This window comes from Thiofilum sp. (assembly GCF_016711335.1).
Classification (GTDB): Bacteria; Pseudomonadota; Gammaproteobacteria; order Thiotrichales; family Thiotrichaceae; genus Thiofilum.
Genome location: NZ_JADJTF010000001.1, coordinates 1,550,882 through 1,569,188, shown reverse-complemented (window position 1 = coordinate 1,569,188; position 18,307 = coordinate 1,550,882). Strand labels below are relative to the sequence as shown.

Annotated in this window: 22 protein-coding genes; 16 read left to right on the top strand and 6 right to left on the bottom strand. The window is 44.0% G+C overall.

The window, feature by feature from the left end:
• The first annotated feature begins 3 nt into the window (after positions 1 to 3).
• From IPL34_RS07405 to IPL34_RS20735, 7 genes are all read left to right on the top strand, one after another.
• On the top strand, positions 4 to 381 hold the full coding sequence (locus IPL34_RS07405) for a hypothetical protein (protein ID WP_296840056.1): 378 nt from the start codon (positions 4 to 6) through the stop codon (positions 379 to 381).
• Between the two features lie 4 nt (positions 382 to 385).
• Positions 386 to 1,351 carry a homoserine kinase gene (locus tag IPL34_RS07400; protein WP_296840053.1) on the top strand — a complete coding sequence of 322 codons (966 nt, stop codon included), beginning with the start codon at positions 386 to 388 and terminating at the stop codon, positions 1,349 to 1,351.
• Positions 1,352 to 1,365: 14 nt separating this feature from the next.
• On the top strand, positions 1,366 to 1,608 hold the full coding sequence (locus IPL34_RS07395) for a sulfurtransferase TusA family protein (RefSeq protein ID WP_296840051.1): 243 nt from the start codon (positions 1,366 to 1,368) through the stop codon (positions 1,606 to 1,608).
• A 302-nt stretch (positions 1,609 to 1,910) separates the two neighbouring features.
• Positions 1,911 to 3,326 carry a glutamate--ammonia ligase gene (gene glnA, locus IPL34_RS07390; protein WP_296840049.1) on the top strand — a complete coding sequence of 472 codons (1,416 nt, stop codon included), beginning with the start codon at positions 1,911 to 1,913 and terminating at the stop codon, positions 3,324 to 3,326.
• A gap of 307 nt (positions 3,327 to 3,633) precedes the next feature.
• Complete coding sequence (locus tag IPL34_RS20745) at positions 3,634 to 3,915, top strand: DUF4573 domain-containing protein (protein WP_366931094.1); 282 nt, start codon at positions 3,634 to 3,636, stop codon at positions 3,913 to 3,915.
• A 153-nt stretch (positions 3,916 to 4,068) separates the two neighbouring features.
• Positions 4,069 to 4,716, top strand: a complete 648-nt coding sequence (locus IPL34_RS20740; RefSeq protein WP_366931025.1) for a DUF4573 domain-containing protein — start codon at positions 4,069 to 4,071, stop codon at positions 4,714 to 4,716.
• Between the two features lie 3 nt (positions 4,717 to 4,719).
• Positions 4,720 to 4,875, top strand: coding sequence for a hypothetical protein (locus IPL34_RS20735; protein ID WP_366931024.1), 156 nt, complete (start codon positions 4,720 to 4,722; stop codon positions 4,873 to 4,875).
• Between the two features lie 447 nt (positions 4,876 to 5,322).
• On the opposite strand, the gene ntrC is transcribed toward IPL34_RS20735, so the two are convergent.
• Positions 5,323 to 6,735 carry a nitrogen regulation protein NR(I) gene (ntrC, locus tag IPL34_RS07380; RefSeq protein ID WP_296840043.1) on the bottom strand — a complete coding sequence of 471 codons (1,413 nt, stop codon included), beginning with the start codon at positions 6,733 to 6,735 and terminating at the stop codon, positions 5,323 to 5,325.
• Positions 6,720 to 7,793 carry a nitrogen regulation protein NR(II) gene (gene glnL / locus IPL34_RS07375; protein ID WP_296840040.1) on the bottom strand — a complete coding sequence of 358 codons (1,074 nt, stop codon included), beginning with the start codon at positions 7,791 to 7,793 and terminating at the stop codon, positions 6,720 to 6,722. Before glnL ends, ntrC begins: the two co-directional genes overlap by 16 nt.
• A gap of 360 nt (positions 7,794 to 8,153) precedes the next feature.
• Here glnL and IPL34_RS07370 point away from each other — a divergent pair, with 360 nt between their 5' ends.
• From IPL34_RS07370 to IPL34_RS07360, 3 genes are all read left to right on the top strand, one after another.
• Positions 8,154 to 10,025, top strand: a complete 1,872-nt coding sequence (locus tag IPL34_RS07370; RefSeq protein ID WP_296840037.1) for a sodium:solute symporter family protein — start codon at positions 8,154 to 8,156, stop codon at positions 10,023 to 10,025.
• A gap of 170 nt (positions 10,026 to 10,195) precedes the next feature.
• Complete coding sequence (locus tag IPL34_RS07365) at positions 10,196 to 10,678, top strand: hypothetical protein (protein ID WP_296840035.1); 483 nt, start codon at positions 10,196 to 10,198, stop codon at positions 10,676 to 10,678.
• Positions 10,650 to 11,237, top strand: a complete 588-nt coding sequence (locus tag IPL34_RS07360; RefSeq protein WP_296840032.1) for a hypothetical protein — start codon at positions 10,650 to 10,652, stop codon at positions 11,235 to 11,237. Before IPL34_RS07365 ends, IPL34_RS07360 begins: the two co-directional genes overlap by 29 nt.
• A gap of 56 nt (positions 11,238 to 11,293) precedes the next feature.
• Here the strand turns inward: IPL34_RS07360 and IPL34_RS07355 are convergent, their stop codons facing one another.
• Complete coding sequence (locus IPL34_RS07355) at positions 11,294 to 11,821, bottom strand: DUF2062 domain-containing protein (protein ID WP_296840029.1); 528 nt, start codon at positions 11,819 to 11,821, stop codon at positions 11,294 to 11,296.
• A 190-nt stretch (positions 11,822 to 12,011) separates the two neighbouring features.
• Here IPL34_RS07355 and IPL34_RS07350 point away from each other — a divergent pair, with 190 nt between their 5' ends.
• On the top strand, positions 12,012 to 12,977 hold the full coding sequence (locus IPL34_RS07350) for a calcium/sodium antiporter (RefSeq protein ID WP_296840026.1): 966 nt from the start codon (positions 12,012 to 12,014) through the stop codon (positions 12,975 to 12,977).
• 109 nt (positions 12,978 to 13,086) lie between these two features.
• Here the strand turns inward: IPL34_RS07350 and IPL34_RS07345 are convergent, their stop codons facing one another.
• Positions 13,087 to 14,433: a polysaccharide deacetylase family protein gene (locus IPL34_RS07345; RefSeq protein WP_296840023.1), complete on the bottom strand. Its 1,347-nt coding sequence runs from the start codon at positions 14,431 to 14,433 to the stop codon at positions 13,087 to 13,089.
• Positions 14,434 to 14,533: 100 nt separating this feature from the next.
• Here IPL34_RS07345 and IPL34_RS07340 point away from each other — a divergent pair, with 100 nt between their 5' ends.
• From IPL34_RS07340 to IPL34_RS07325, 4 genes are all read left to right on the top strand, one after another.
• Entirely contained in the window at positions 14,534 to 14,734 is a 201-nt protein-coding gene (locus tag IPL34_RS07340; RefSeq protein ID WP_296840021.1) for a hypothetical protein, read from the top strand.
• 2 nt (positions 14,735 to 14,736) lie between these two features.
• Positions 14,737 to 15,420: a type I-MYXAN CRISPR-associated protein Cas6/Cmx6 gene (gene cas6, locus IPL34_RS07335; RefSeq protein ID WP_296840018.1), complete on the top strand. Its 684-nt coding sequence runs from the start codon at positions 14,737 to 14,739 to the stop codon at positions 15,418 to 15,420.
• 112 nt (positions 15,421 to 15,532) lie between these two features.
• Positions 15,533 to 15,874 carry a TusE/DsrC/DsvC family sulfur relay protein gene (locus tag IPL34_RS07330; protein WP_296840015.1) on the top strand — a complete coding sequence of 114 codons (342 nt, stop codon included), beginning with the start codon at positions 15,533 to 15,535 and terminating at the stop codon, positions 15,872 to 15,874.
• 79 nt (positions 15,875 to 15,953) lie between these two features.
• Entirely contained in the window at positions 15,954 to 16,148 is a 195-nt protein-coding gene (locus tag IPL34_RS07325) for a hypothetical protein (protein WP_296840012.1), read from the top strand.
• Between the two features lie 58 nt (positions 16,149 to 16,206).
• Here IPL34_RS07325 and dusA read toward each other — a convergent pair whose 3' ends face one another.
• The gene (gene dusA, locus IPL34_RS07320) at positions 16,207 to 17,172 is read right to left on the bottom strand and encodes a tRNA dihydrouridine(20/20a) synthase DusA (protein WP_296840009.1); all 966 of its coding nucleotides are present in this window, start codon (positions 17,170 to 17,172) and stop codon (positions 16,207 to 16,209) included.
• Between the two features lie 148 nt (positions 17,173 to 17,320).
• On the opposite strand from dusA, the gene IPL34_RS07315 reads away from it, so the two are divergent.
• Positions 17,321 to 17,482 carry a hypothetical protein gene (locus IPL34_RS07315; protein WP_296840006.1) on the top strand — a complete coding sequence of 54 codons (162 nt, stop codon included), beginning with the start codon at positions 17,321 to 17,323 and terminating at the stop codon, positions 17,480 to 17,482.
• Positions 17,483 to 17,489: 7 nt separating this feature from the next.
• On the opposite strand, the gene mutM is transcribed toward IPL34_RS07315, so the two are convergent.
• Positions 17,490 to 18,305, bottom strand: coding sequence for a bifunctional DNA-formamidopyrimidine glycosylase/DNA-(apurinic or apyrimidinic site) lyase (mutM, locus tag IPL34_RS07310; RefSeq protein ID WP_296840002.1), 816 nt, complete (start codon positions 18,303 to 18,305; stop codon positions 17,490 to 17,492).
• Positions 18,306 to 18,307 lie beyond the last annotated feature (2 nt).

The following is an 18,307-nucleotide window of genomic DNA, read 5'->3' as shown; positions in this document are numbered from 1 at the left end:
ACCATGCGCTGCTTATTTTTAGCCACTCTACTTAGTTTAATGACTGCAACTGTTTACGCCGATAATACCAATGCTACTTTTGGTGCTACCAGCACTGTTGAGAGCGTCAATACGAATGACACATCTGCCGCAAATACTAATGTTCAAGCGACTAGCGTTACTACTAGTACTGAGAAATTAGGGCGCACTCGTACTATTACTATCTCCACGCCTGATCGCTACGGCACTATTGAAGAGTCTTTAACACCCGCTATTCATTCTGAAACACGCTATGTTTCACAAAGCGGTAGTAGCTATCGGCTAGTCGGTACGAATTCACAACGCCCTACCGAACAAGATAAACAGCTCATGATTCCCAGCTGGAAAGTGTTTTCTTGGTAAGCTTATGTCGGTCTATACCTCTATTACTAGCGAAGAACTAACGCAATTTCTGACTCATTATGAGGTGGGTACTCTGGTGGACTATCAGGGTATCTTGGCTGGAATTGAAAATACCAATTACTTTGTAACCACCACTCAAGGTGTGTTTGTTCTTACCCTCTTTGAGCAACATACCGCTCAAGAATTAGATTATTTTTTAAAACTGATGCAGTTTTGGGCGGAACAAGGTATTCCGACCGCTCGCCCTATTAGCAACCAAGAGGGTCAATTACTCTCCATCCTGAAAGCTAAGCCCGCCGCTTTAGTCCAACGCTTGCCCGGATCTACTATTCAAACCCCTAATACCGAGCAATGCTATGAGCTAGGGCAATGGCTTGCACGCATGCACCTCAGTGCTCAACACTTCCCTTTATACCGTGCACCCGATCGCGGGCATGAGTGGCGCATGCAGGTAGGACAAGAGTTACTACCTTATTTTCAAGGAACCGATCATGCGCTATTAAAGGCTGAGCTAGCCTATCAAGATTCCGTCAATTGGAAGCAACTGCCTCAGGGAACCATTCACGCCGATTTATTTCGCGATAATGCTTTAGGCTCAGACCAGCAACTAACAGGTATTATTGATTTGTATTATGCCTGTTACGATGCTTGGCTTTACGATCTAGCTATAGTGATTAATGACTGGTGTTATGACACTGGTGAGCTAAATGAATCGCGCTTGCTGGCTTGTCTGCAAGGCTATCATGAGCTGCGTCCTTTGACTGTGCTGGAGCGTGCATCAGGGGTTGCACTGATGCGAGCGGCAGCATTACGTTTTTGGCTCTCGCGTGCCTTGTCACAACGCAATCCCCCTTCTGGCACACTCACTTTTTTAAAAGATCCGCAGGAATTTAAAATTAAACTTCTCAGCATCATTGAAGCTACCCCCTCACTTGAGGCAAACTGGCACACTTTATCAGCCGCTAAGTAAGTGAATCTCTGGCTATGTCCACCTCCGATGAAATCATTGTTGACGCTCGTAGACTACTCTGTCCGCTACCCGTGATTCGTACTCAAGATGCGGTAGCCAAATTACCTCCAGAGCAACTACTTAAGGTGATTTGTACTGATCCGGGGGCTTTACAGGATATTCCAGCTTGGGCGCGAATTCACGGGCATAGTGTGGTGCATACCGAAACTGTTGAGCGTGAATATCACATTACCTTACGCACCGCTGCTAAGGCATAAAAGGGCAAAGTATGCACGCTAACCCTCTTATACAAACTCAACTTAGCACCAAAGCACTTATAAAGTGCAAAAAACCCAAATTAAGCACGAAAATAGTGCAATGTTTAATTAAATATCATGCCCAAGCACTTGATTAAACACTATCAATGCTTGGCATATATATTGCTTTAATCCGTTATCATGATTAAAAGCCTAATAAAAAGCAACTTAGTGATTAACCTAAGTACTTTCTTAGCGGGCTTTAGATCAAACTACTGATTATTTATTTTCTTTCAGATTGCTCTAGTTTAGGAGAGACCAGCATGGCAAAAACGGCTCAAGACGTCATGAACCTTATTAAGGAAAGTGATGCGAAGTACGTTGATTTTCGTTTTACGGATACTCGTGGTAAAGAACACCATGTAACTGCTCCGGTACATCAAGTGAGCGAAGACACCTTCGTTGACGGCAAAATGTTTGATGGTTCATCTATCGCTGGTTGGAAAGGCATTAATGAATCAGACATGATTTTAATGCCTGATCCTAATAGTGCTTTCGTTGATCCCTTCTTCCAAGATGTGACTGTTAACCTCACCTGCACTATCGTTGACCCTACCACGATGGAAGGTTATGAGCGTGATCCACGTTCTATCGCTCAACGTGCTGAGGCTTACTTAAAATCCACTGGTATTGCGGATACCGCTTACTTTGGTCCAGAGCCTGAATTCTTTATTTTCGATGATGTACGTTGGGGCACTGATATGAGTGGCACTTTCGTAAAAATCGACTCTGTAGAAGCCGCTTGGAACTCAGCTAAGAAATACCCTGAAGGCAATATGGGTCATCGCCCAGTAGTCAAAGGCGGTTATTTCCCAGTACCACCGGTTGACTCTTTCCAAGATATTCGCGCTACTATGTGTAATATCCTTGAAGAAGTAGGCGTTCCCGTTGAAGTTCACCACCACGAAGTAGCGAATGCAGGTCAATGCGAAATCGGTACTCGTTTCTCTACTCTAGTTGAGCGTGCTGACTGGACACAACGTCAAAAATACGTCATTCACAATGTGGCTCATCAATACGGCAAAACCGTAACTTTCATGCCTAAGCCTATCGTGGGTGATAATGGTTCTGGTATGCACGTTCACCAATCTCTAGCTAAAGATGGCGTCAATACCTTCGCAGGCGACGAGTACGCTGGTCTTTCTGAAACTGCTCTCTATTACATCGGCGGTATCATTAAACACGCTAAAGCCTTAAATGCTTTCTGTAACCCCGGCACTAACTCTTATAAGCGTTTAGTTCCCGGCTTTGAAGCACCTGTTATGTTAGCTTACTCAGCACGTAACCGTTCGGCTTCTATCCGTATCCCGTTCGTAGCTAGCCCTAAAGGTCGTCGTATCGAAGTACGTTTCCCTGATCCATCCGCTAACCCTTACCTCGCTTTCGCAGCATTAATGATGGCAGGTTTGGATGGTATCAAAAACAAAATCCATCCGGGCGAAGCAATGGATAAGGACTTATACGACTTACCACCTGAAGAAGACAAACTCATTCCTAAAGTTTGCCACTCTTTAGATATGGCATTAGATGCACTGGATAAAGATCGTGAGTTCTTAACAGCGGGCGGCGTATTCTCAAATGAGATGATCGATGCTTATATCGAGTTAAAGATGGGCGAAGTAACTCGTTTCCGTATGACTACTCATCCGATTGAATTTGAAATGTATTATAGCTGCTAATCAGCTTTAGCCTTTTAAGCCAATCATAAGAAACCCCACATTAGTGGGGTTTCTTATGAGCAATGACTTATAATCTGTGAAGTTTAAGGCTTAGCAAAACTTGCCACCTTTAATACCACCACCCCAGCCGCCATGTCCACCAGAACTCCACGCACTCACGCTGAAGCCCCCTCCATGTCCGCCACCAAAGCTACCACGTCCGCCCCCATCCCAGTGCCCCCGATAAGCACCAGAACCACCTGCTCGATCAAAACCACCATGACCATAGAACTCGCCGCGCGGTGCTGAGCCTTTACCATATCCACCCATAGCACCCGTAGAAGTACCACCGCCTACTGAACCAGTTGAACCAGTTGAACCAGTTGAACCAGTTGAACCAGTTGAACCTGTTGAACCTGTTGAACCGGTTGAACCGGTTGAACCTGTTGAACCTGTTGAACCTGTTGAACCGGTTGAACCTGTTGAACCTGTTGAACCGGTTGAACCTGTTGAACCTGTTGAACCTGTTGAACCTGTTGAACCGGTTGAACCTGTTGATCCGGTTGAACCCGTTGATCCAGTGGCAGAATTTAGAATACTCATTAGGTAATTGAAGGCATTTACATCGCCTGCCGCCAAGCTATTGACGAGGCTGTTAATGGTATTGCTATCCATACCAATGCTGCTTAATAGGCTCTTTAAGCCATTTACCCCACCGATGCTGCTTAATACGCTATCTAACTGACTCAAACCACTAGAACTTGTGGAGCCTGTTGAACCTGTTGAACCTGTTGAACCTGTTGAACCTGTTGAACCTGTTGAACCTGTTGAACCTGTTGAACCTGTTGAACCGGTTGAACCTGTTGAACCTGTTGAACCGGTTGAACCTGTTGAACCTGTTGAACCTGTTGAACCTGTTGAACCTGTTGAACCTGTTGAACCTGTTGAACCTGTTGAACCTGTTGAACCGGTTGAACCTGTTGATCCGGTTGAACCGGTTGAACCGGTTGAACCGGTTGAACCTGTTGAACCGGTTGAACCTGTTGAGCCTGTTGAGCCTGTTGAGCCTGTTGAGCCTGTTGAGCCAGTGGAGCCTGTTGAACCAGTTGAACCGCTAGCGCCACTGAGTATGCTCATCAAAGTATTAAAGGCATTCACATCGCCTGCGGCAAGACCATTAACCAAACTATTAATGCTCGCGCTATCCATGCCTAAAGTACTTAGAATGCTTTTTAAACCTTCCACTCCACCCACACTAGCTAATACCGCATCTAATTGGCTCGTACCTGAGGTAGTAGAGGTAGTTGTACCTGTTCCGGAGCTGCTGCCAGTAGAACTGCTAGTAGAGGTAGTAGAGCTGCTACCACTCGTTGTCGAGCTAGGCGCTAAGCTGGCATTAGCGGCCATATGATGCGTGGGAGAAGTGGTATTCACTGGAGTAGCGGCTACTGTTACAGTAGGAGCGGCACTGCTGGATACAGAAGTAGGACTCACAGTAGCAGCAGGAGCACTAGAGACTGGCATATCGGTAGTCGTGGTAGCACTAGAGGTTCCACTACCTAATGACTGAGTTGCCATTGATGCTAAAGTATTTAAGTCAACTCCGCTGCTTTGAGCCAGACCTACTACTTGTTGCAAGGTTGCAGCTTCCTCAGTACTCAGTGCTGACACATCACTAGGCATACCTAATGCTGTTAAAAACTGCGAAACATCAGATGAACTAGGAGCCGTAGTACTACCACTACTGGCAGTGGGCGCACTCGTACTTATAGAGGTTCGACCGGTAGTATCCATTTCCATTTTCTGTATCCTATAACCGCTTATGTTTATTGACCATTTTTTGAGTTTAGCCAGCACAAACACTCCATGCGCTGAGCCTACGGTTATGAGGCTAGAAGAAATTTCATTAAATAACCGAATCCAAGGCAAATAAACGATTAGTGACTAATTATTCAAGATAAGCGGCAAAGAATTACTACGCACTCAAAACCCTATTAACTGATTTATAGCCCACTTATTATTCATCAATCCCCAACTCTTTTAATTTACGCGTTAAGGTATTACGTCCCCAACCCAATAATTCGGCTGCTTCAATCTTACGTCCACCCGTCTTATTTAAAGCTGCTTGCAATAATACGCGCTCAAAAATAGGGGCTAATTCATCCAACAACGCTTTTGAACCATTAGTTAAACGATGCTCGGCGTATTGTGCTAAAGCCTTACTCCAATCAGCCGGTATTTCCATACCACTGTTATGCTGATCAATATGCAATAGCTCAGCCGGTAAATCCTCCATTACCACTTCTTGACCGGAAGCCATAACGGTTAACCAACGACAGGTATTTTCTAATTGGCGCACATTGCCCGGCCAAGGCAAAGATTGCATATATTCACACACGGCTGGGGACAAAGTTTTAGCTTCAACTTGCAACTCTTCTGCCGCACGATGTAAGAAATTAATTAATAACAAAGGAATATCATCACGGCGTTCACGCAAAGGAGGATTATGAATCCGAATCACATTCAGGCGATGAAATAAATCCTCACGGAACGTGCCTTTACGCACTAACTCCTCAAGCTTTTGATGGGTTGCGGCAATAATCCTGACATCCACTTGTACTGGCGTATGTCCTCCTACTCGATAAAAAGTCCCTTCGGCTAAGACGCGTAATAGACGGGTTTGTAATTCTGCGGGCATATCACCAATTTCATCTAGAAATAACGTGCCCCCATCCGCCTGCTCAAAACGCCCCTTACGCTGCGCATACGCTCCGGTAAAAGCCCCCTTTTCATGCCCGAATAACTCTGATTCTAATAGCTCACGTGGAATAGCTGCCGTATTGAGCGCAATGAACGGCTTATTGGCACGCGGGCTATGGGTGTGTAACGCTTTGGCCACTAGCTCTTTACCCGTTCCAGATTCACCCGTAATCAGTACCGTAATACTCGATTTGGATAAACGCCCAATGGCACGGAATACATCCTGCATCGCGGGTGACTGTCCAATAATATCGCGTGACACTAGCATTTCATTATCGAGTACTGGTCTAGATACAGTCTTGTCATACACATGACTCGCACGCCGCACTAAATCTACCGCCTCATTAACATCAAAGGGCTTAGGTAAATACTCAAATGCTCCGCCTTGATACGCGGATACCGCGCTATCTAGATCGGAATGTGCAGTCATAATAATCACTGGAATATTAGGATAGTCGCGCTGCATACGCTCTAATAGACCGATTCCATCCAAGCCGGGCATACGAATATCGGTTAATAAAGCGATGGGTTGCTGCTGGCGTAAGGCGGCTAGTACTTGATCACCACTTTCAAAGCTACGTACTTTCATATCAGCACGCTGCAATGCACGCTCCAGTACCCAGCGGATCGAGCGATCATCATCCGCAATCCAAATCATGTTTTCGGGCATAAGGCTTTCTCCTTGCCATTTGAGTAAGGAATTAAGATGGAAAACCAGGTTTTGCCCGGCTCTGATTCGTAGTGAATGACTCCACTGTATTGACGCATAATCGATTGCGCTATGGATAGACCAAGCCCAGTTCCGTCGGCATAACCACTCACCATAGGCAAAAATAGTTTGTCGCGTAAATGCTCAGGTATACCCTCACCATCATCACCAATATCCACCCTCAAAACTAAGCGGTGGCGATGCTGACGAATAGTAAATTGTCGCATCACGCGGGTACGCAACCACACCGTACCTTTATAGTGCGTAGCACGCACGGCGTTATTCACTATATTGAGGCATACCTGAATGAGTTGTCCGCGATCAATCATGACATCGGGAATACTAGGGTCATAATCTAATTCAAAGGTCACTTCATTCGTGCTATCACTGCTCACCAAGTGACGTACATGCTCCAGTACCTCATGAATATTAACCCGCTCTACATTAGGAATTTTGCGCGGTCCCAACATATTATTGACTAACTGTTTGAGTCGATCCGCCTCAGCAATAATAATCTGGGTATATTCTTTTAAAGCTGGATCGGGTAATTCACTTTCTAATAATTGCGCCGCACCGCGTAAACCACCGAGCGGGTTTTTAATCTCATGGGCAATACCCCTGATCATTTCATGAATCGCTTGTTGCTGGGTAAGTAGCTGTTTTTCACGCACAATGCGTAATTGACGATCAACACGCCATAACTCCAGCAATAGCTCGCCCTCTTGATCGTTATCTAATAGGGGCGTCACAATGCAATCAATCGTAATATTTTCTAAACCGATTAAATCGACCGCACACTCACGAATCACATGAGGCTCACGCAAACCACGCGCTAGCCGTAATTGCTCGGCAAACGACTCACTTTTAATCAACTGTAAAAAGGGATGACTCAAAGAGCGATGAACACTTTGCCCCAACAACACTTCAGCCGATTGATTCATATAGAGGATATGCAGATCATGATCTAATACCACGATAGCACTGGTCATGATATTGAGCAGATCATTGATTACTCTCATTGAGGACTTACCTATTTTAAGTATGCACTAGCTATGTGATTAGGCTTTGTAAATGCAAATATCACGCCATCCTTGCTAGATATTGTTTTTACTGGAGCTAGCACCCGTTATTATCAAGTTTAGTCTAGTCAATGCACCATATTAGGGCGAAGCGTAAACAATCCCCTAGCCAGTCACAGTGTCACTCTCTTCTTAAGTTATAATAACTCTATGTTAAGCATATAAATAATTCGCTCTAAAGCTCTAAACTTCCCGCGCACACGCTTTTTTCTACCTTATAATTAATGTCACGTATTTAGGCACAACTTTATTTGTTAGCTTTCTACCGGTGCATTGGTAATTTACGCGAGGATCTACGGGATGAGTGATTTGCAGCTTTGGACTTATATTGTGGTCGGGGTGAGTTTTGGCTTGTATTTAGCCATAGCGATATGGGCACGAGCCGGAACTACTAGCGAGTTCTACGTGGCAGGCAAAGGAGTACACCCGATTGCTAATGGTATGGCCACCGCTGCTGATTGGATGTCTGCGGCTTCCTTCATTTCTATGGCGGGGATCTTAGCCTTTAGTGGTTATCAGGGGTCTGCTTTTATTATGGGCTGGACGGGGGGCTATGTCTTACTAGCACTATTAATCGTGCCCTATTTACGTAAGTTAGGTCAATTTACTGTCCCCGGATTCATTGGTCTACGCTATGACTCCAATGCCGCCCGCTTAGTCGCGGTATTGTGCTTACTGATTGTTTCACTAACTTATGTTATCGGTCAGATGAAAGGGGTAGGTGTTACCTTTGCACGCTTTCTCGATCTGTCAGTACAAACTGGACTCTTAATCGGGATGGTGATTATTTTTATTTATGCGGTGTTAGGGGGAATGAAGGGCATTACTTATACACAGATTGCCCAATATGTTGTATTAATTTTTGCCTATACGATTCCCGCTATTTTTATTTCTTTGCAACTCACAGGACAATTATTTCCTCAAATAGGCTTAGGCAGTACGCTGGTGAGTAACCCTTCACTGCACCTATTAGACGCACTGGATAAACTGGTAACTGATTTAGGTTTTAATGCTTATACGCATAGTGATGTGAATAAGCTCAATATGTTTCTCCTCACTATGACACTTATGCTGGGAACAGCGGGCTTGCCGCATATTATTGTGCGCTTTTTCACTGTACCCACTGTGCGTGAAACCCGTAGCTCCGCCGCTTGGACTCTATTATTTATTGCTATTTTGTATACTACGGCTCCAGCTTTAGGGGCAATGGCACGTTTAAATATTACTAATGCCATTCAATTAAAAGCACTTGACCAAGCCGATGCTAATTTGGTCTATGAATATCGTCCCGACTGGATGTATACCTGGGAGCAAACGGGTCTGGTGACTTTCACTGATAAAAATAATGATGGTCGCATCCAGTACTACAATGACAAGGGCTTAAGCCAAAGTGAGGCACGACTTAAACAACTCAGCGGTTCAGGTACTGAAGCACAAATCGCTCAAGCTCAAGCCAATTTAACCCTCGCACAACAAGCTCACGAGCAAAGCCCTTTAGCTAAATATGGCTGGAAAGGTAATGAATTAGTACTGGATAACGATATGATTGTCTTAGCTAACCCAGAAATTGCAGGTATGCCTAACTGGTTAGTCGCCTTGACCGCAGCAGGTGCGATTGCGGCTGCTCTTTCTACCGCTGCGGGCTTATTACTTACCATTGCTGCCGCTATTTCACACGATGTTGTTAAATCTATTCTCAAGCCTGATTTAAGTGAGGGAGCAGAACTCACCATAGGGCGTATTGCTATGACCGTTGCTATAGTAATTGCGGGTTATATGGGCTTAAAACCGCCCGGCTTTGCGGCTGAAGTGGTGGCTCTCGCCTTTGGTTTAGCTGCCGCTTCCTTATTTCCCGCCTTGTGGTTGGGTATTTTCTCAAAACGCATGAATCAATACGGAGCTATTTCTGGGATGCTTACCGGATTAATAGTGACCCTAACGTATATTTTTTGGTTTAAAGGATGGGGCTTTATTCCAGAAACAGCAATGGCACCGAATAACGCTCAATATTGGTTATGGGGTATTTCACCAGAAGCGTTTGGTGCTGTGGGTGCATGCATTAACCTGCTAGTAGCTATTGCTGTTGCAGCCGTGACCAGTCCTCCACCCGCTAAAATTGATCAATTAGTCAGTGAGATGCGTATTCCTAAACACACTCAACGACTGATTTAAGCTGATAGACTCAAGGGGTAGTCATTTATTTAACCGGCTGCCCCTACCCCAAAAGCAATAGAATTTTTGCCTCACTTAGCCCTCTAGTACTAATCATCTTGCCATATGTAAATTTGTTTTGAGTTAGATGACTCTAGCTACTAGAATGCACACGCACAGGAGGACTCAGCATGCAGCTACCCATTACATTCTATTATCAAAATACCTATACCTCGGCTTACGAGCTGCTGCTTAATGCTATTCAACAGTCCGATTGTCATGCCTTAACTAAGCAATACGATGCCTTCAGTATTGATGTATATGCCTTATTGGATAAACCGCGCTCAAAAATTGTCGCCATTGACTGGGATAACACGATTACTGCGGACATAGGTTTTTATCAGCAACTTATTGATACCTATCAACAAAAAGGCTGGACGCCTATCATTTGTACCTTACGTGCTCCTAGCCCAGAAAACCTTGCAGAAATCCGTACTGCCTTACAGCGTGATGATATTACTATCTATGCCACCGACGGACGTTCTAAACAAGCTTTTCTCAAACGACATAAAATCAATGTACACTTATGGCTCGATGATTACTTTCCAGCGATCTGCAAAGATGGCTGTACGTTATTGAGGCAAAATGGCATCACACACTACGCTACCCACTGAGGGTTTATTAGAGCGTTTTTTAGCAAACGAATTTGAACAAATTTTTTGCGAAAAATGCATGAACACTTTTCTCACCAATATTTATGACTATGGTGAGTATGTGATCTTAGAAAAGTTTTCCTTAGGTCTTGAATATTACCGCGACGCTATTGCGCAACACGCTATCCAACATCAACCCCGATTAGCCCTACTCGGTGTCTTGGATGGGATGAAAAATGAGGTACTTGACCTCAATACTATTCAATTACGCACTCATCAAGAACCTGACTATCGCCTCATCTATGTGATGGAAAAACTTAAACATCTCGCCGAAGCAGATGAGCAGTTTTTTACTAATCGCGTTCATGAAATGAATTGGTTAGATGAAGCACAGCGTCATGCCACCTTAGATTGGATTAGCGCAAAATATGGGGACACACTGTCACAAGATATTCGTCAGCTTTGTCGTTATTATCGTGAGCATCAGGACTATATCGACTGGGATTTACACGGTGACAATTTAATGCTGCGCCCTAACACGCAGGAGCTAGTGATTTTAGATCCCTATACTTTACGCTAAACATGACTCACGCCTAATCAGCCGATTAGGCTGTTTAACGCTCGATACTATTGAACTCACAGTGGTTGAATTTGACGCGCTTTACGCTTATGCGCACGGTAACGCACATTCCAAGACCAAAATAGGCGTATTCCCCAATAGCCCAACACCGAGCACAGGACGGCCATGAGACTAACACCTAAGGTGAGTGGCCAACCAATAGTACTGAATTCATCCTTCCACCATTGCCAACTGCTCATTTCACCACTGAAATCAATGGTTTCAATACCCATTAATTTAGCCGCTACTAAATAAGCGCCATAGTACATAGGTAGCATAGTAATGGGGTTGCTGATAAACACTAAGGCTGCTGAGATAGGCATATTGACGCGCCACAGGATAGCACAAAAAGCTGCCACCACGGTTTGAAAGGGAATGGGCAGCCACATGACAAACAAACCGATAGCAAAAGCGCCCGCCACACTGCGGCGATTGAGATGCCAAAGACAAGGATTTGATAAACGCTCGGCTAAAATACCGAGTCCTTTTTGTTGTTTAATAGTTTCAGGAGAGACCATTAAGCGTTGAAATAATTTTTTAGGCATACCGTTCACTAGCCTAGCTAATCTAATAAGAGCACACTCACTCAGTCTAGATCATTCTTCGCCCTTATGTAAGGGTGAGTAATTCAATCGGTACTATCTATCATCTTAATTACACTAAAAACCGAGCATTACTCTAGATTAAGCTTCATTTCTGTAATAATAGCGCCATTATTACCACAGGAGTCCTCCTATGTTACTGTCATTGGCCGCCATTATTGCCGGCTTTGCTATTTTAGTATGGAGTGCTGACCGTTTTGTCGACGGAGCTGCAACCACTGCTAAATATATGGGCATGTCACCCTTATTAATCGGGATGTTAATTGTAGGCTTTGGTACATCCGCCCCCGAAATGGTGGTCTCAGCGATTGCCGCACTAGATGGCAGTCCGGGCTTGGCATTAGGAAATGCATTTGGCTCAAATATTTTTAATATTGCTGCAATCTTAGGTATTACCGCCCTAATAGCGCCCATCGTTGTTAACTCCAGTGTAATCCGTAAAGAATTACCTGTTTTATTAGGTGTGACACTCTTAAGTGGATGGTTAATTTGGGATGGTAGTATTAGCCATTTAGATGCCTTTTTTTTATTAGTGCTGTTTTTTGGCTTGGTGGCTTGGTCTATCTATCAAGATCGCAATAAAAGTCCCGATGAATTAGCGCTAGAAACCGAGCAAGAACTCAATAGCCACCCTATGAGTAAAAATATGGCATTGGTTTGGTTGGTCATAGGATTGCTGCTATTAATCGCTAGCTCGCGCTTATTAGTATGGGGCTCTGTCAATATTGCTCAACAACTAGGGGTAAGCGACTTAATTATAGGACTTACTATTGTAGCGGCTGGTACTTCTTTACCTGAACTGGCCACTTCAATTATTGCTGCCCGTAAAAATGAGCATGATATTGCAGTAGGCAATATTGTCGGCTCTAACCTATTTAATACCTTAGCTGTAGTTGGTATTGCGGGAGCTATTAGTCCTATTACCGTGGCGAGTGAAGTCTTTACCCGTGATTGGACTTTAATGCTGGGATTGACTCTCTTATTATTTATCTTTGGTTATGGTATTCGCAAGCGTGGGCAAATTACTCGTTTAGAAGGCGGTATCTTATTAGCTATTTATCTCATTTACACAGGATGGCTCATTAAATCAGTCCTTTAAAACAGACTGCTAGCTTATTAAAAGGGGAGTAATAGTAATACTCCCCTTTTTTATTTCGGCAAAGGGATAGTTCTAAAGCAGCAACCACCCTCGACTGTTGAATCTCTACTTAAGCTGGTGTGACTACGACCAAACCCGCATCCGGTATGGCTTCTACCAATGCATAGGGAGCACCTGCATTGGTAATCACTTGCACTGCCATCATTTTGCCATTTTGTACTGCTTTTAATTTAGTGCCCCACGAAGTATCTAAGCGGATTTTAATAGTCAAAGGAAAGTTAAACCATGCATCATACATTTGATCTTTGACTTCAAAACGAATCTGCTTACCTTGTATCGCTAATGAAGTAATTTTGGCAGTAGCAAACTGCTGAGCATATTTAGCTACTTGGGTAAATGTGCCCACCCACACATCGGCTGAGCGCCTTTTTAAATGCTGAAAGATTTGACGCATATAATCTTTAGTGGCTTGATCGGGTAAATGGTGCATATGCCCACAATACCAAGCACGGTAATTAACCTTATTATTGGCATCAAATAAACTATCAAAATAAGCAAACGTCGTGGCACTATTAAAGAAATTACGTAGATTACTAATCGATGGCATTGCCATAAAGTCGACTTTATTAATAGCGGTAATCGCACCTACTACATCGCGTGCCGCTAAAAAATATTTGGCGGCTTCGGTACGATCATTTAAAGTTTTAATACACTCACATTGTGAGCCTACTTTATTGGCTTTGAAACCAAAGGGGTAAGCATGTGTAACTACTTGTGCACCCCTTAGATTTTCCATCATTACATCAACCGACTGTTGATATTCACGCTGGGTCGGAAACATAGCATCACACAAATGACTAAAGCCATGAGACTGCACGTCATAGCCCGCGTTGACTAATGTTTGCCAATTAGCCCACTTTTCGTTTTGCCAACCCAATTTATTAACAATAACAAACCAAGTCACGCGAAAACCAAATTCATTACATAATTGCGTCCAGAAAGCATGATCTTGAATATGGTTATCATCGATGGTCAAACTAAATGCCGCCAGTTTGTCATCCTTCCACATACAAATACTGGCTTCGCCTAGATTGCTCGGCCATACGCGTCCCGTAATAGCATAGCGCGGAACACCCTTAGGATCGGGTAGATTTAATAATTGCCCCGGACGACTCACAGGGGGAGCGGCTCTTAATACAGGTGCGGCGGCGGAGCGCATGAGTCCATCACTCTCTAGGGCAGCACTACTGGGCATAGGCTCAGCACTCGGCTCAGGTTCAGTTTTAAATACAATATCTAAGCTGCGTCTTATATCTTCATAAGCTTGTGCCTCTTCTGGGCTTAAGGTAGCCGTACTAGGGCTTGTTTTGGAACTATTAGAAGGTGGCGTTGGGGCTGGTTTAGTACCTAGTTTATTCATTAGCGTTTGCCACCAGCTATTGCCTTGCTCTGCCATGCTTACATCCTTGGATTTAAAAAATACTTCTATTGCTAATAGACTATGGACAGCGTTTATTCAAATCGTTTCAATAGCAGCTACCTTAGGAGAAACCAGCATGTTAGTACTGAGTGAAATACTATTGCGTTCCGGTGATAGCATTCAAACCTTCAAAGAGCTCAAGCAAACCCTTCAAGCACTGGCTTTAGAAACAGGTACTTTGCACTTTCAAATTGATATAGAGCCGCCTGCTTATCATGATCGCCCAGAAGATTGGTATGAACAACTAGAATTAGCTTTTATGGATGCAGGACGCTAAACATGTTTTGGCAAGAAGACGAAGATAAACCTAAAAACTATGTTGTACCCGATGAAGTAGTCGATTTAGGTTTTGCTATTGAATGTAAGCAGTTACCTATTGATCACGCTTGGGTGTTACAAGAGGCTTTGCTTAAAGTATTACCTTGGTTAGCGGATGAACCTTTAGCACGCGTGCACCCTATTCCTGTGGCTGAAAGTAGTAATGGCTGGATGCGCCCCGATGATACTGAGGAACAGGTACTGATTCCCTCCAAACGCACTAAGCTCTATTTGCGCCTACCTAAAACCCGACTCTTAGAGGCTCAGACCTTAACGGGGCATACCTTAAGTTTGGGCGGCTACGCGCTAACGGTAGGCACTGCTAAGACACGCTTACTCCAAAATCAACCCGTTATTTTTGCGCGGCATGTAGCAAGTTTAGAGGCTGAATCAGAAGAGCAATTTCTCATCCGTATGGCAGCAGACATTCAGCACATCACTGGAATTAAAATCAAAAAAATGCTCTGCGGTAAAACGACCTATCTTTACCAACCCCAGCAACCTTTGCTCACAAGGCAATTAATGATTGCGGATCTTGATCATGAGTCCTCAATTAAGTTACAGCAACAGGGTTTAGGTACTGAACGCTTAATGGGTTGTGGTGTGATGATTCCTCATAAAGGGATTAAAGCACAGGATGCTTAGTACATTATTTTAGCCTCAGTCGTGTTGCTATCCCTTTTGAGGAATAGGCATGGCACTGAGTGAACTTATAATTTTATGCTTATATACTAATACATTTTAGGAGGTTGCCCTCATGGCCTATGAAGTCAATGGCGTTACAATTGAAACCAACGATGCAGGTTATCTTGTTAATCTTAGCGACTGGAACGAAGAGGTGTGTAAGGTAATTGCTGCGGCGGAAGGGATTACACTGACCGATAAGCATTGGGACGTTGTTAATTATCTGCGTGATGAATATATCAATAATAACGGTAACCAACCTATGGAACGCGTCATTATGAAGGCTATGGCTGAAAAATGGGGCAATAAAAAGCTGTCTAGCAAAGAGATGTATGAGCTATTTCCCTTTGCACCCAGCAAACAAGGTTTAAAAGTAGCTGGCTTACCGCCTACCAATCGTAAAGGTGGATATTAATCCCTACTCTTCCTAGATATGTAACCCTAAAGTGCTTCGCCCTATGCTGGTCGGCAGCACGTCATTAAGAGATTAAAGTATGAATACTCGTAAACAAGAACTCATTCAAGAAATGCTAGAAATGCAAGCTAAGTTCATTGCCTATGAACAATCAGGTGAGTTCAACGCTGAAGCCTATTATGTCGGCGAATGGCAAGAATATCGTGAGCGTTACACTGAATTAGCCGCTGAAGTCCGCGAAATCGCTTCCCAAGAAGCTAATTTCTGGAAATAACTTTATAGTTATTGCTAGCTAATACTGCTCTTAAAGCCGCTTCCTGCGGCTTTATTGTTTATGGCTCCTGCACATAATTCATCGCTTGAATGACCACTGGTAGGCCTGCACCTTTTTTATAGGCTTGCTCACTAATATGGCGTCTAAACTGTTTAGCACCTGCTAAGCCTTGAAATAAGCCTAAAATGGGTTTAGTCAAATGCTGTAAAGGTACACCTAGACCTAGCTGCTGCTCTATATAGTCTAAATACGCCTCTAACACGGCTTTACGTTTAGTAAATTTTGCAGGCTGTGCATAGATTAAGGGGTCTACTTGCGCTAATAGCCAAGGATTATGATAGGCTTCACGCCCTACCATCACACCATCGACATGCTTTAAATGCTCTTGGCACTGTTCTAAAGTAGTAATCCCACCATTAATAATAATCTCTAAGGCTGGATACTCTTGTTTTAGCTGGTAAACTAACTCATAGCGTAGGGGTGGAATCTCCCGATTTTCTTTAGGACTTAAGCCTTTAAGCCACGCTTTACGTGCATGCACAATAAAAGTCTTGCAGCCTGCTTCCGCCACCGTTTGTACAAAGTGGCGCATGGAGGAATAGTCTTCCTGATCATCAATACCAATGCGATGTTTGACTGTAACGGGTAAGGTTGTAGCGGCTTGCATAGCACGTACATTCGCAGCAATTAACTCTGGCTCTGCCATTAAGCACGCGCCAAAAGCGCCCTTTTGTACGCGCTCACTGGGGCAACCGACATTAATATTCACCTCATCATAGCCAAAACGCTCGGCGAGTTGAGCACAATGTGCCATTAGCTTTGGTTCACTACCGCCTAATTGCAGCGCTACTGGATGCTCAGCCGCATGAAATTGCAAATAACGCTGCGTATCCCCATGAATTAACGCACCGGTTGTCACCATCTCGGTATAGAGCACTGCTTGGCTAGTCAGTAATCGATGAAAATAACGGCAATGACGATCTGTCCAATCCAGCATAGGGGCAACGGTAAAGCGGCGATTCATAGTAGAGGAGCCATGCAAGAGCTGAAAAAGGCGCTACTGTATGCGCGATTAGAAATAACGTCCAGTACTAATGTTATGTTCAGGATCATAGAGTTAAGGTAACTATTATAGGTTTTGTATAATAAATATTCATAATTAGGGCTAAATTATGAGCGACTTCATCTATTACATTATTGGTTTAGTATTAATTGGCTTACCTTGTCTGGTGTTTTATCGCGTTGGTATCGACGTGGGGATTCAACGTGGGGTTAAGAGACAAATGGTACGACAACTAATCGCGCGGGGCATTATTGACCCTTCGCATAGTTAAACAAGGCTTAAAGCGGTTGACAGCTAGGGCAATACCAACTGGAGCGTTGCCCTTGTTTAATCTGCACAATAGGCATATTACAGAGCACACAAGGTAGACCTTTGCGTCCATACACATTCAAAGCCAGTTGAAAATATCCCGTCTGACCCTCTTCGCGTACAAAATCTCTTAGGGTAGTTCCACCCTGCTCAATGGCATTGCTCAATACCTGTTTAATATGAGTGCTTAAACGCTCATACGCAGCTTTGGAAACCTGACACGCTGCGATCTGTGGATGAATACCCGCCAAAAATAAAGCCTCATTCGCGTAAATATTGCCTACTCCTACCACCTGATGGGCATCCATAATAAAGGCTTTAATAGCTACTTTTTTACTTTGCGCTCTGCTCCACAAATACTCACCTGTGAAGCCAGACTCTAGAGGTTCAATTCCTAACTTTATTAATAAAGGATGTTGAGTAGGTGCATCAGCCGTCCATAATACGGCTCCAAAACGCCTAGGATCATGGAAACGCAATACGCGGGCATTGGCTAATACTACATCTACATGGTCGTGTTTACGCACAGGTGTACCGGTATTGCAGATACGCAAACTACCTGACATCCCTAAATGAATGATTAAAGTACCGCCTGTAGTACTAATAAGAATATATTTAGCACGACGCTCAACACTCTTAATAGTCTGCCCTATTAATTGAGTAACTTGCTCAGGCACCGGCCAGCGCAAATGCGGCTGGCGCACAGTGATAGCTTGAATCTGGGATTGAGTGATATAAGGACGAATACCACGACAGGTCGTTTCGACCTCTGGAAGTTCAGGCATAA